The sequence below is a fragment of the Nonomuraea dietziae genome (assembly GCF_014195505.1).
Lineage (GTDB): Bacteria > Actinomycetota > Actinomycetes > Streptosporangiales > Streptosporangiaceae > Nonomuraea > Nonomuraea roseola.
In genome coordinates, this window is record NZ_JACIBV010000001.1 from 8,274,816 (window position 1) to 8,287,817 (window position 13,002).

Annotated in this window: 11 protein-coding genes; 6 read left to right on the forward strand and 5 right to left on the reverse strand. The window is 71.2% G+C overall.

From position 1 onward, the window contains the following. Positions 1 to 23: 23 nt before the first annotated feature. From FHR33_RS39430 to rpe, 6 genes are all read left to right on the forward strand, one after another. A complete protein-coding gene (locus tag FHR33_RS39430; protein WP_183658988.1) occupies positions 24 to 1,622 on the forward strand; it encodes a hypothetical protein in 1,599 nt (532 codons plus the stop codon). A 23-nt stretch (positions 1,623 to 1,645) separates the two neighbouring features. Further along, positions 1,646 to 2,980 (forward strand): hypothetical protein, encoded by a 1,335-nt coding sequence (locus tag FHR33_RS39435; RefSeq protein ID WP_312895931.1) that lies wholly within the window; start codon positions 1,646 to 1,648, stop codon positions 2,978 to 2,980. A gap of 71 nt (positions 2,981 to 3,051) precedes the next feature. Beyond that, on the forward strand, positions 3,052 to 3,600 hold the full coding sequence (gene def / locus FHR33_RS39440) for a peptide deformylase (RefSeq protein ID WP_183658990.1): 549 nt from the start codon (positions 3,052 to 3,054) through the stop codon (positions 3,598 to 3,600). A gap of 2 nt (positions 3,601 to 3,602) precedes the next feature. Beyond that, complete coding sequence (fmt, locus tag FHR33_RS39445; RefSeq protein ID WP_183658992.1) at positions 3,603 to 4,532, forward strand: methionyl-tRNA formyltransferase; 930 nt, start codon at positions 3,603 to 3,605, stop codon at positions 4,530 to 4,532. Next, a complete protein-coding gene (locus tag FHR33_RS39450; RefSeq protein ID WP_183658994.1) occupies positions 4,532 to 6,142 on the forward strand; it encodes an RsmB/NOP family class I SAM-dependent RNA methyltransferase in 1,611 nt (536 codons plus the stop codon). The genes fmt and FHR33_RS39450 overlap by 1 nt, the downstream gene beginning before the upstream one ends. A 149-nt stretch (positions 6,143 to 6,291) precedes the next feature. Next, on the forward strand, positions 6,292 to 6,945 hold the full coding sequence (rpe, locus tag FHR33_RS39455; RefSeq protein WP_183658996.1) for a ribulose-phosphate 3-epimerase: 654 nt from the start codon (positions 6,292 to 6,294) through the stop codon (positions 6,943 to 6,945). A gap of 57 nt (positions 6,946 to 7,002) precedes the next feature. On the opposite strand, the gene FHR33_RS39460 is transcribed toward rpe, so the two are convergent. The 5 genes from FHR33_RS39460 to FHR33_RS39480 are packed head-to-tail and all read right to left on the reverse strand — an operon-like array spanning position 7,003 to position 12,785. Then, the gene (locus FHR33_RS39460; protein ID WP_183658998.1) at positions 7,003 to 7,983 is read right to left on the reverse strand and encodes an ABC transporter ATP-binding protein; all 981 of its coding nucleotides are present in this window, start codon (positions 7,981 to 7,983) and stop codon (positions 7,003 to 7,005) included. Next, positions 7,980 to 8,972, reverse strand: a complete 993-nt coding sequence (locus FHR33_RS39465) for an ABC transporter ATP-binding protein (RefSeq protein ID WP_183659000.1) — start codon at positions 8,970 to 8,972, stop codon at positions 7,980 to 7,982. The genes FHR33_RS39460 and FHR33_RS39465 overlap by 4 nt, the downstream gene beginning before the upstream one ends. Beyond that, entirely contained in the window at positions 8,972 to 9,952 is a 981-nt protein-coding gene (locus FHR33_RS39470) for an ABC transporter permease (protein WP_183659002.1), read from the reverse strand. The genes FHR33_RS39465 and FHR33_RS39470 overlap by 1 nt, the downstream gene beginning before the upstream one ends. Positions 9,953 to 10,006: 54 nt before the next feature. Then, positions 10,007 to 11,785 carry an ABC transporter substrate-binding protein gene (locus FHR33_RS39475; protein ID WP_183659004.1) on the reverse strand — a complete coding sequence of 593 codons (1,779 nt, stop codon included), beginning with the start codon at positions 11,783 to 11,785 and terminating at the stop codon, positions 10,007 to 10,009. Positions 11,786 to 11,792: 7 nt separating this feature from the next. Beyond that, entirely contained in the window at positions 11,793 to 12,785 is a 993-nt protein-coding gene (locus tag FHR33_RS39480) for an ABC transporter permease (protein ID WP_183659006.1), read from the reverse strand. Between the last annotated feature and the right edge of the window lie 217 nt (positions 12,786 to 13,002).

Below are 13,002 nucleotides of genomic sequence, written 5' to 3' on the forward strand. Positions count from 1 at the left end.
AAGTACTCCGTTAGCGTCACCCTGTGTCGATCGAATGGGTGAACCGAGCCATCGACGATCTGCGCGCCTGGGGGCGGGCGCACGAAGTCGACGTGGACGCGGACGAGGTCCGGCTGCTCTGCGACTACGCCAGCGACTACCTGAACGTGACCGAGCTCGGCGAGTTCACCCCTGCCACCTTCGAAGAGCTGCTCCTGTCGATCTATCCCCGCAAGGTCATCGCGCCGCCCGAGAGCGCGTCCGAGACCGTCGCGGCCGCACGCACGCTGGTCGACTTCCTCCTCGACCTGGGTGAGATCTCCGAGGAGCGGGCCGCGCTGATGCGCGGCGCGCTCACCGAGATCGAGCCTGAGATGGCCACCGCCTTGGCCGACCCGGCCAACTTCGGCATGGCCAAGAGCCTGTTCAGCTCGATCGGGCCCGAGTCGCTCGAGCAGTCGATCGCCATTCCTGCGGGCGAGGTGCCCGACCTGGGGGAGGCGCCGTGCGACTGCCCCGCCTGCGCGCCGCTGCCGGCCGTACGGCTGGCTCCCGAGCACGAACTGGAGGCGGCGCTCGAGGCCGTCCCCGTCCTGGGCGAGGCGCGCGCGCTGCGCGAGTGGCTGGCCGAGCGCGGCTCCACGCCCACCGCCAAGGGGCGCCTGCGCGTCAAGGACGCGGCGGCCGCGCCGCTGCCGACCCCGAGCCTGCTGTGGGACCTCGGCCGCCTGCGCGAGCGGGGCGCGCCCATGGACGCGTGGGCCTCGATGGTCGAGTTCCTCGTCGAGAAGGACACCGCCGGTCAGGTCACCGGCTCCGCCGAGCTCGACGAGGAGCTCTACGACCTGTTCGACATGCTCTACCGCCTGCAGTCGCCCGTTCCCGTGACCGTGGTCGGCGAGTACCTCGACGAGCTGCTCGAGTACGAGCGGCCCGACGTCGACGCCGCGCTCGGCCGCCTGGCGCACTGCGGCCTGGTGTCGCGCTCGGGCGACGCCGTCACGCTGACCCCGCTGGCCTGCTACGGCCTGCGCCGCCTCTACCTCGGCCACGGTCTGGAGGCTCCGGAAGCCGAGGACCTGGCCGCCGCCGACGCCATGGGCCTGATCGAAGGGCTGCTGTCGGGCATGCCGACGGAGCTGGCCGAGGAGGACATCCAGCGCTGGCTGGAGCGCAGGAGCCCCGCCGAGGCCGCCGCCGAGCTGCTGTCGGCGGCGGGCGGCGCGCCGGCCGTGGCGCGCGGCATCGCGGTCACCATCGTCGACAGGCTCGACTCGGCCGCCGAGAGCGCGGTGCGCGCGTGCCTGGACGACCAGGAGCTGCGCCCGCACGCCATCCACTGGCTGACCTCCCGTGGGCTGCCTGCGCCTCCCCTGACGCAGGAGGAGCTGCTCTGGGTGAGCGTCGACATGCTCGCCCTCGCGATGCCGGCCGCCGAGGAGGACCCGGAGATCTTCGCCGAGAACATCGCCGCCTCGGGACCGCCCGCCTACCTGATCGAGGAGATGTGGCGCGTCGACCACCCCGACGTGGTCGACGTCCTCGAACTTCTCGGCAGGTCCATCCCTGACGGCACCCTGGCGAAGGCCGCCAGGAAGGCCGCGTTCAAGGCACGCTCCCGCGCGATCGGTACGTCCCTGTGACGCGTGTGCAGTAAGTTTCGTGGGTGGCAAACAACGTCTTCGACCTCACCGAGCTGCGTAAGCCTCCTCCGCTCGAGGACAAGCACGTCGAAGGCCTGGTCTTCCCGCCGGTCGCGCTCGCGTCCGACGCCGACCTGGCCAGGGCGGTGCCACGGGTGCCGCTGGTCGCCGACGCCATGCGTCTGACCGCGTGGACGGGCACCCGTCCGGTCACCGAGCACGGCCTGCTGCACGCGGCCGACGCCGAGGCCGCCGTCGCCGAGCTCGGCCTGGCTCCCTCGCGCCTGCGCCTGCTGTGGATCGTCGCGGTCAACACGGGGCTGCTGCAGATCATGAGGGGCACGGCCGGCCGCGGCCCGCTCTCGTCGCAGCTGCCGGTCGAGGCGACGCTGGAGTTCTGGGACGGCGTGGTGATGGACGTCCTCGACAGGGCCGACGCCAACGCCGAGGAGCCTGGCCTGACGGGGTCGAAGGTGATCGACGAGCACCTGGCCGAGACGCTGGCCACCATCTACTCCGTCCGCACGGGCGTGGCCGCCGCCACCCTGGCCAAGGGCATCCTGCACTCCCACGAGGTGGCCTGCGCCCCCGGCGTGGTGGAGCTGCGCCGCCTGGCCGCCGTGCTGCCCGCCGAGCTCTACGAGGCGCTGGCGGTGCTCGAGTACTGCGGCCTGGTCGAGCAGACCGCCACGGGCCACTTCAGGCTCACCCCGCTCGGTGTCTGGGCGGTCAGGCGCGACCTGCTGCGCGAGGGCCACGACGCGCCGACGGCCGCCGAGGTCGAGGTCTACTCCGACTACGCCGCCGCCGAGCTGGTCGAGGCGATGATCACGGGCGCGGTCACGCCCAGCGTGGTCGCCTACTGGCTGGAGCGCCGCTCTCCCGAGTCGGCCGCCCACGAGCTCGTCCAGGTCGCAGCCTCGGGCACCGCGGGGCAGCGCGGCGCGGTCGGCACCATCCTGGAGGAGCTGGGCCCCGAGGCCGAGCTGCCCGTCCGCAAGGCGCTCGACGAGCCGCTCATGTGGCGCTATGCCGCCTCCTGGCTGCACATCCGCGACCTGCCCGCGCCGCCGCTCAGCCCCGACGACCACACCTGGATCGCGATCGACTCGCTGGCCGCGCTGCTCTACTTCGCCGACGCGCCGGGCGCGATGGGCTCCTTCGACGTCCTGGAGGCAGGCGAGGAGCTGGTGCGCCTGGTCGGCGAGATGGCCTCCGTCGACCACCCCGACACCATCGCCGTGCTCGACCTGCTCGCCAACCACCACGGGGACCAGGCGGTGGCCAAGGCCGCCAGGAAGGCCGCGATGAAGGCCCGTTCGCTGGAGGCCCAGCTCACGGGGAACGCGCCCGACTGACCGCGTGAGCCAAGCGCGTCGTTTCCCATCAGTAGACTGGGTTGATCCCATCTACGCGAACGGAGTACCCCTTGTCCATTCAGTCGATCCGGCTGTTCGGTGACCCGGTGCTGCGCACCCCGGCGGCCCCCGTCGTCGACTTCGACAAGGAGCTGCGCAAGCTGGTCAAGGACCTCACCGACACGATGATGGACGCGCCGGGCGCCGGCCTCGCGGCCCCGCAGATCGGTGTCGGCCTGCGCGTGTTCACCTACTACGTCGACGACCAGCTCGGGCACCTGATCAACCCCGACCTCGACCTGTCGGCCGACCTCGACGAGGAGGGCGAGGAGGGCTGCCTGTCCTTCCCCGGCCTGTCCTTCCCGACGCCGCGGGCGATCAGGGCGGTCGCCAAGGGCTTCAACATGCACGGCGAGCCGGTCGTGCTCGAGGGCACCGACCTGATGGCCAGGTGCTTCCAGCACGAGACCGATCACCTCGACGGCATCCTGTTCATCGACAGGATGGACCCCAAGCAGCGCAAGCTGGCGATGAAGGCCATCCGCGAGGCCGAGTGGAGCGGGTTGTCCGCCCCCACGGTGAAGTTCTCACCCCACGCCACGGGCGGGAGGGCCCTCTGACGATGCGCCTGGTCTTCGCCGGCACTCCCGAGACCGCGCTGCCCTCGCTGCGCGCGCTGATCGACTCGCCGCGCCACGAGGTGGTGGCCGTGCTCACCCGTCCCGACGCCCGCGCGGGCAGGGGACGCTCCCTGCAGCCCAGCCCGGTCGCCGAGCTGGCGCGGGAGGCCGGCATCGAGGTGCTGCGTCCCGCCAAGGTGGGCGACCCCGACTTCCTCGCCCAGCTGGCCGCGCTGGAGCCCGACTGCTGCCCCGTGGTCGCCTACGGGGCCCTGCTTCCGCAGGCCGCGCTCGACATCCCCCGCCACGGGTGGATCAACCTGCACTTCTCCCTGCTGCCCGCTTGGCGCGGCGCCGCTCCTGTGCAGCACGCCGTGCTTCACGGCGACGAGATCACCGGCGCGGCCACCTTCCAGATCGTGAAGGAGCTCGACGCGGGGCCCGTCTACGGCGTGGTCACCGAGGAGATCAAGGCCACCGACACCAGCGGCGAGCTGCTGGCACGCCTGGCGATCTCGGGCGCGGGGCTGCTGGCGGCCACGCTCGACGGCGTCGAGGACGGCACGCTGGAGGCCCGCCCCCAGCCGCTCGAAGGGGTGTCCGTCGCGCCCAAGCTCACCGTCGAGGACGCCCAGGTCGACTGGAGCGCGCCCGCCATGCGGGTGGACAGGCTCGTGCGGGCCTGCACGCCCAACCCGGGGCCGTGGACGACCTTCCGCGACCAGCGGGTGAAGCTCGGCCCCGTACGGCCTGTCGCGTCGGCTGAGCGGCTGGCCCCCGGCGAGCTCTCGGTGGAGAAGAACACCGTGCGGGTCGGCACCGGCACCCACCCGGTGGAGCTGGGCGAGGTGCAGCCACAGGGCAAGCGGCTGATGACTGCGGGGGAGTGGGCGCGCGGCGTGCGCGTCACGGCTGAGGATCGGCTGGTCTGATGGCGGATCGTGGATCACAGGGCCGCCGCGGCTCTTCGGGCTCCTCGGGCGGTTCTTCTGGCTCCGCGGGGGGCCGCGGGCCTGCGGGCGGCCGCGGTTCCTCCGGAGGGCACGGATCTTCCGGAGGTCGCGGTGCCTCGGGAGGGCAGGGCTCGCCTGGCGGGCAGGGCTCTGCGGGAGGGCGCGGCGGCCCCGGAGGGCGCGGTCGTGGGCCGCGACCGCCGAAGCCGACGCGCGACGAGGCGCGCAACGCCGCCTACGACCTGCTGAGGGCCGTCGACGAGCGCGACGCCTACGCCAACCTGCTCATGCCCCGCCTGCTGCGCGAGCGCGGCCTCGCCGGCCGCGACGCCGCGCTGGCGACCGAGCTGGCCTACGGCACGCTGCGCGGCCTGGGCACCTACGACTCGATCATCGCCATGTGCGGCGACCGCGAGCCCGACCCGGCCGTGCTCGACGCGCTGCGCCTGGGCGCCCACCAACTGCTCAAGATGCGCGTCCCTCCGCACGCGGCCGTCGGCACCACCGTCGACCTGGTACGGCTGCGCATCGGCACCGGCGCCTCCCGCTTCGCCAACGCCGTCCTGCGCAAGATCGCCTCCAGGTCGTTGGAGGAGTGGATCCCGATCGTCGCGCCCTCGGAGGACACCGACCCCGTCGGCCACCTCGCGGTCGCCTACAGCCATCCCCGCTGGATCGTCAGCGCCTTCCGCGACGCGCTCGGCGGCGACCCCAAGGAGACCTCCGAGCTGCTGGCCGCCGACAACGCCAGGCCCATGGTCACGCTGGTGGTCAGGCCGGGGCGCAGCTCGATGGAGGAGCTCGAGGACTCTGGGGCCGAGCCAGGACGCTACTCGCCCTACGCCGCCTACCTTCCCGAGGGCGACCCAGGCCGGGTCCTCGCGGTGGCCGAGACCCGCGCCGCCGTCCAGGACGAGGCCAGCCAGCTCGTCGCCCTCGCGCTCACCAGGGTTCCCGTGGAGGGCCCCGACGAGTTGTGGCTGGACATGTGCGCGGGCCCCGGCGGCAAGGCGGGCCTGCTCGACGCCATCGCGACTCACGGCGACCTGGCGGGGCTCGACGCCCGCGATCCCGCCGCCTTCCCCGGAGGCGCGAGGCTGCTGGCCGCCGACGCCCAGTACCACAGGGCCAGGCTGGTCTGGCAGACCACCAGGCAGGCCGCGGTCGTCACCGCGGACGGCACCGAGCCGCCGTGGCGTCCTGGCGTCTTCGACAGGGTCATGCTCGACGCTCCCTGCACCGGGCTCGGCGCACTGCGCCGCCGTCCTGAGGCCAGGTGGCGGCGTGACCCCGCTAGCGTGGCCGAGCTCGGCGCGCTCCAGCGCCGTCTGCTGGCCGCCGCCCTCGACGCGCTGCGGCCGGGCGGCGTGGTGGCCTACGTGACCTGCTCGCCGCATCTGGCCGAGACCCAGGTCGTGGTCGCCGACGCGCTGAAGCGCAGGAACGACGCCGAACAGCTCGACGCCCGCGCCTTCCTGCCCGAGGTCGAGGGGCTCGGCGACGGGCCGCACGCGCAGTTCTGGCCCCACCGTCACGGCACCGACGCCATGTTCATCGCGCTGCTGCGCAAGACGGCCACGCCCTCATGACCCCGGCCGGGGACGTGCGTCCGCACCTCAGGTCCTGTCAGGACGGGGCCGCTGGGCCGAGCCTGGACGGCCGGGGGCGGCCGGGTGCGAGCAGCGGCTCGGCGGCCGGTGGCGGACAGCCGGAAGGCGTTCACTAAACTCTGGGCATCATGGCCGTTCAGATCTCGCCCAGCATCCTGTCCGCCGACTTCGCCAGGCTCGCCGACGAGGCCGCCCGCGTGCCGAACGCCGACTGGCTGCACGTGGATGTCATGGACAACCACTTCGTGCCCAACCTCACCATCGGCCTTCCGGTCGTCGAGGCACTCCTCAAGGCCACCTCGACGCCGATCGACTGCCACCTGATGATCGAGGACCCCGACCGGTGGGCGCCCGCCTACGCCGAGGTGGGCGCCGGCAGCGTCACCATCCACGCCGAGGCCGCCAAGGCCCCCGTGCGCACGCTGCGCCAGATCCGCGCGGTGGGGGCGCGCTCCGGGTTCGCGCTGAACCCCTCGACGGCTGTCGAGCAGTACGAGGACCTGCTGCCCGAGATCGACATGCTGCTGCTGATGACGGTGGAGCCCGGTTTCGGGGGACAGAAGTTCCTCGACGTGGTCCTGCCGAAGATCAGGCGGGCGAGGGAGCTGATCGCCAGGTACGGGGGCGAGGTGTGGCTCCAGGTCGACGGCGGGGTGGCGGCCGACACCATCGAGCGCTGCGCCGAGGCGGGCGCCGACGTGTTCGTCGCGGGCAGCGCGGTCTACGGCGCCGCCGACCCCTCGGCCGCCATCGACCACCTCCGCGAACTCGCCACCACCTGACGGCTCTCCCACCGCGAACGGCCCCCACCACCGCGGGCGTGGTCAGCGGGCGCGGGATCAGGGCAGCGGGTAGTGGCACGCGGTCAGGTGGCCGTCGCGGTCGCCCTGCAGCCGCGTCAGCGGCGGCGTGGTCAGCGCGCACTTCTCCTGCGCCCGCCAGCACCTGGTCCTGAAGCGGCAGCCCGACGGCGGGTCGATCGGCGACGGCACGTCGCCGGTGAGCCTGATCCGCTCCCTGCCGCCGCCGTCCACCGCCACCTCGGGCACCGCCGACAGCAGCGCGTGCGTGTACGGGTGCCGGGGGCTCTCGTAGAGCGAGGTCCTGTCGCCGATCTCCACGATCCTGCCCAGGTACATCACCGCCACCCGCTGCGAGAAGTGCCGCACCACGGCCAGGTCGTGCGCGATGAACAGGAAGGCGATCCCGAGCTCCCGCTGCAGCCGCCCCAGCAGGTTGACCACCTGGGCCTGGATCGAGACGTCGAGCGCGGAGACTGGCTCGTCGGCGACGATCAGCCTGGGCTCCAGCGCCAGCGCCCTCGCGATGCCGATCCGCTGCCGCTGGCCGCCGGAGAACTCGTGCGGGAAGCGGTTGACGTGCTCGGGGTTGAGCCCGACGATCTCCAGGAGCTCGCGGACCCTGGCCTCGCGCCCGCCCTTCGGGTTGAGCCCGTTGATGTCCATCGGGCCCCTGATGATCGCGCCGACCGTGTGGCGGGGGTTCAGCGACGAGTACGGGTCCTGGAAGATCATCTGGATCTCCGGCCTGATCGGTCGCAGCGCCCTGCGGCTCGCGTGGCTGATGTCGCGGCCGTCGTAGAGGACGCGTCCCGCGGTGGGCTCGAGCAGGCGGGCGGCCAGGCGTCCCGTCGTGGACTTGCCGCACCCGGACTCGCCGACCAGGCCGAGCGTCTGCCCCGCGTGGACGGTCAGGTCGACGCCGTCCACCGCGTGCACCCTGCCGATCTGACGCCTGACCGGGAAGCCGCCCCTGACGGGGAAGTGCTTCTCCAGTCCCGACAGCTCCAGCAGCGTCATGGGGCCACCTCCCGCTTCTGCTTCATGGTCAGGTAACAGGCGTCGCCGTGCCCGCGCGGCGGGGAGAGCTCGGGCCGCTCGCCCGTGCACACCCGGGGCCCCGGCAGTTCCACGAAGTCGCAGCGCGGATGGAACGGGCAGCCCTTCGGCACGTTGAGGAGGCTGGGAGGGGCGCCGCGCACAGGCCGCAGCTCCTCGGTGACGGGGCGGCGCAGCGTCGGCATCGAGCCGAGCAGCCCCCACGTGTACGGATGGCGGGGCTCGTGCAGCACCTCACGCACGGTGCCGCGCTCGACGGCCCTGCCCGCGTACATGACCAGCACGTCGTGGGCGGCGGTGGCGACCACGCCCAGGTCGTGGGTGATGAGGATGATCGCGGTGCCGCTCTGCTCCTGCAGCTCCCTCAGCAGGTCGAGGATCTGCGCCTGCACAGTCACGTCCAGCGCGGTGGTCGGTTCGTCGGCGATCAGCAGGCCCGGGTCGCACACCAGCGCCATCGCGATCGTGGCGCGCTGTCGCATGCCGCCGGAGAACTGGTGCGGGTAGTCCTCGGCGCGCGCCTTCGGCTGCGGGATGCCGACCCTGTCCAGCATCTGGATCGCCCGCTCCCATGCGGCCGACCTGGAGGTGCCCCTGTGCCTGCGGTAGACCTCCGCGATCTGCGCCCCCACCGTGTGATACGGCGACAGCGAGGTCAGCGGGTCCTGGAAGATCATGGCGATCCTGTCGCCGCGCAGCCGCTCCATCGCCGTGCGGGGCGCGCCGAGCAGCTCCTTTCCTTCGAACAGGACGCTGCCCGAGATGGTGGAGGTGCGGGGGTCGTGCAGGCCGAGCACCGCCAGGCTGGTCACCGACTTGCCCGAGCCGGACTCGCCCACGACGCCGAGCGTGCTGCCGCGCTCGACCTCGAACGACAGCTCGTCCACGGCGTGGACGACGCCGTCCTCGGTCGCGAAGTCGACGGTCAGATCGTTGACGTGAAGGAACACTAGGTCAGCCTCACCCTGGGGTCGATGACGGCGTAGAGGGCGTCGACCACGGCGTTCATGACCACGATCGCGCCCGCGGCGACCAGGACGGTCGCCATCAGCGTGGGCAGGTCGGAGTAGGTGACGGCGCGGACCGACAGGCGGCCGATGCCCTGCAGGCCGAACGTGGTCTCCGTGATGATCGCGCCGCCGATGAGGGTGCCGAGGTCCACGCCGAAGATCGTGACGATCGGGATCAGCGTGCCGCGCAGCGCGAAGCGCAGGATGACCGTACGGGCGGGCATGCCCTTGGCGCGGGCCGTGCGGACGTAGTCCTCGCTCAGGTTCTCCACCATCGTGGAGCGCGTCATCCTGGTGTAGTTGGCGGTGAAGATGATCGCCAGCACCACCCAGGGCAGCAGCAGCCCCGTCGCCCAGCCGAGCGGGTTCTCCGTGAGCGGCACGTACGAGGGGCTGGGCAGGAGCTTGCCCTGGTAGACCAGGAAGTACAGGGCGAGGGTGCCGACGAAGTAGATCTGCACCGACGCCCCGACGAGCGAGGCCACGCTCGCGACCTTGTCCAGCGGACGGCCCTGGCGCAGCGCGGCGAGGATGCCGGTGGCCACGCCGAAGGTCAGGAAGATCACCGCGGCGCCGATCGTGAGCGAGAGCGTCACGGGCAACCTGTCCATGATCGTCTCGAAGACCGGGGCGCGGTTGACGAAGGAGTAGCCGAGGCAGGGCGCGGGGCAGTAACCGAGGCCCGGGTAGTCGCGGCCCGCGAAGATCCCCGCCAACCACGCCACGAACTGGGCCATCACCGGCTGGTCGAGGCCGAGGTTACGCCTGACGAGGGCGAGCAGCTCGGGCGGGCAGACCTTGCCGCAGGCCAGCAGGGCGGGGTCCGACGGCAGCGCGAAGAACAGGAAGAACGTCACCGCCGAGATGGTCACCAGCGTGATCGCGGTGGCGATGGTACGGCGGACGGCGAAACGGAGCACGTGATCTCCCGCGGCGGAGGGGCCCCGGACGGCGACCGTCCGGGGCCGGGGTCGCTATGGCTTCACGAAGATGGTGTTGGGGGAGACGATCCACTGCTGGGGGTCGATCTCCGCCCCGCCCACCTTGGAGCCGTGCAGCATGGTCGCGATGCGGTTCTCCGCCACGACCAGCGGGGTGATGGTCTCCTGGATCTTCCTGTCGAGGCGCATCCAGGCCGCGTTCTGCTCGTCGAAGTCGGGCATCTCGGCGATCTTCTTCATCTCGGCCTTGAGCGCGGGGTCGTTCAGGTGCGAGTAGTTGGGGGCGCCGTCGGCGACAGGGCCGAAGATGACCGGCAGGACCGTCGAGCCCGAGGCCCAGTCGGCGCCCCATCCGCCCCAGTAGAGGTCGAAGGCGTTGTCCACCAGGCCGATGGAGTCGTAGTAGGTCTTGCGGTCCATGGGCTTGGTGACGACCGTGATCCCCGCCTTCTCGAGCGCGTTCTTGATCGCGACGGTGACACGTTCCTGCACGGGCGTCTGGTTGTAGGCGTAGACGATGGTCGGCGTCGGGTCGCTCGACTCCGCCAGCAGCTGCTTGGCCTTCTCGATGTCCCCGTCGGGCTTGGCGGCCTTGCCGAACAGGTCGTAGGACTCGTAGCCGATCGTGGTGTTCTCGTTCAGGATGGTCGTCGGCAGCGCGGCGGCCTGGGGCCCGCCCATGATCTGCTGGATCTGCCTGCCGGGCCAGGCGTGGTTGACGGCCTGGCGGATCTTGATGTCCTTCACCCTGTCGAGGTTGAAGTAGTAGTAGTTGCCGTAGGGCGAGGGGCTGATCATGCGCCTGGGCGCCAGGCTCTGGTCGCTGAGCACCTGCTGCAGCCGCTCGGGCGGGGTGAGGGCGTAGAAGGTGAACGCCTGCTGGTCGGCGACCGCGTCGGCGACGAGCCTGTCGGTGATCTGCAGCGCCTCCTGGCCGAACTCCAGCTTCCACACGTCGGGGTAGGCGCCGCGGATCGGGTCGGTGGCCGCGTCCCACTGCGGGTTGCGCTCCAGCTGGTACGACTTGTCCACCACGTGCGACTTGATGATGTACGGCCCGCTGGAGACCGGCTGCTTGTCGTACTGCTCCTTGGTGTCCTTGGCCTTGGGCACGATGTTGTAGCCGGCCATCGCGAACGCGTAGTTGGCGTCGGCGTGCGGCGCCTTGAACCTGAAGACGACGGTCTTGTCGTCGGGGGTCTCGATGGCGTCGAGCTCCTTGCCGCCGTAGGGCCCCTCGTAGGCCGCCCTGTGGTCCTCCTGCGTCAGCCACTGCTGGATGTAGGTGGGCCCCTGGGTGATGAAGGGCGCGAACATCCGCTCGATCGTCCATTTGACGTCCGCCGAGGTGATCGGCGTGCCGTCCTGCCACTTCACCCCGTCCTTCAGGGTGAAGGTCCACGTCCTGCCGCCGTCGGAGGCCGTTCCCGCGTCGGTGGCCAGGTCGCCGACGAGCTTGTACTCGCCCTTGGCGACCCGCTTGTAGCCGGTCAGCCCGCGATGCAGGAGCAGCGCGAAGTTGGCCTCGGTGTTGACGTAGATCTGGGCGGGGTCCAGGTGGGAGAAGTCGTCCCTGTCGATCATCGTGACGGTGCCGCCCTTGACGACGCCGTCGGGCGCGATGGCTGGACCCCTGCTGTCCTCGGCGGTGCCCACCGAGATCTTCGGCGGGCTGTACGAGGCGGCGGCCGAGGGCGTCGCCTGCGGGCTCGTGCCCTGCGGGGGAGCGCCCTGGTTGGCGGGCGCGCAGGCGCCGGTGAGCGCCAGGGCCCCGGCGGCGAGTACGGCGATGACCGTGCGGACGGACGGCATGACTCTCCTATCGTTTGATCTTCGGGTCGAAGGCGTCCCTGACGGAGTCGCCGAGCAGGTTGAACGCGATGACGAAGACCAGCAGGGCGACACCGGGGAAGACGAGGTAGGTGATGTCGTTCTGGTAGACCTCGGTGCCGCGCAGGAACATCCGCCCCCAGTCGGGGATCGGCTCGATCATGCCGACGCCGAGGAAGGACAGCGCCGCCTCCGCCGTCACCAGGGCGGGCAGCAGCAGCGTCGACTGGATGAGGATCGGGGTCCAGAGGTTCGGCAGCAGCTCCCTGAACACGACCCTGGCGGGGGAGGCGCCGGTCACCCTGGCGGCCTCGACGAACTCCCGCTCCCTCAGCGTCAGCACCTGGCCGCGCAGCAGCCTGGCCAGCCCCGCCCAGCCGAAGGCGCTCAGCACGATCACCAGCGTGACCGCGCGCAGCCACACGGGCGTCTGCTCGTCGGGCCTGACGAACAGGTTCTCCACCACGGGCATGAACGCGATCGTGAACAGCACCGCGGGGAAGGACAGCACGATGTCGATCACCCGGCCGATCAGCGAGTCGACCCGCCCTCCCGCGTAGCCGGCCACGATGCCGAGCACCACGCCGAGCAGGGAGGTGAGCACCGTGGCCACGACCGCGATCAGCAGGGAGGTCCTGATGCCGTAGACGAGTTGGGTGAACACGTCGCGGCCGAGGCCGGGCTCGATGCCGAACCAGAATTGCGAGCTCACCCCTCCGTTGGCCCCCACGGGATAGCCGAAGTCGTTCAGCAGTCCCGGATTCTCCTGGCCGTAGAGCGTGTAGGGATCTTTTCCGTAGACCATGGAAATGACCGGCGCGAGAATGGCGACGAGGAAGAAGAACAGCACGATCACGGCGGCCCCGATCCCGGCCCTGTCGCGCTTGAACCGCAGCCACATGAGCTGGCCGGGTGAGCGCCCGACGGCTTCGGGCAGCGGGGTCACGGCGGTCGCGTCCAGCGTGGAGGTCGGGATCGTCATGGGGGCTGCTCCCGTGTCTGTCGTGCCTTGCTCGCACGTTCGCAGCCGCGGGACCGTCAATTCAATGCGCGTTCCTTGCCGATTCTGTCGCGCGATTTCGACGTGTTCGTCGACTGATCCGAGTGACAATCGGCGGCGTGTGGCCTGGATCGGTCACCAGATCGCGACACGAACTCCACGAATTCCGGACATGGGTCCATGGTTGTGGGGTAATTGA

Excerpts from the sequence above, each read along its gene's own strand:
- FHR33_RS39450 (WP_183658994.1), top strand. The coding sequence starts at position 4,532 with ATGGCGGATCGTGGATCACAGGGCCGCCGCGGCTCTTCGGGCTCCTCG.
- fmt (WP_183658992.1), top strand. The coding sequence starts at position 3,603 with ATGCGCCTGGTCTTCGCCGGCACTCCCGAGACCGCGCTGCCCTCGCTG.
- rpe (WP_183658996.1), top strand. The coding sequence starts at position 6,292 with ATGGCCGTTCAGATCTCGCCCAGCATCCTGTCCGCCGACTTCGCCAGG.
- FHR33_RS39480 (WP_183659006.1), bottom strand. The coding sequence starts at position 12,785 with ATGACGATCCCGACCTCCACGCTGGACGCGACCGCCGTGACCCCGCTG.
- FHR33_RS39460 (WP_183658998.1), bottom strand. The coding sequence starts at position 7,983 with ATGACGCTGCTGGAGCTGTCGGGACTGGAGAAGCACTTCCCCGTCAGG.
- FHR33_RS39475 (WP_183659004.1), bottom strand. The coding sequence starts at position 11,785 with ATGCCGTCCGTCCGCACGGTCATCGCCGTACTCGCCGCCGGGGCCCTG.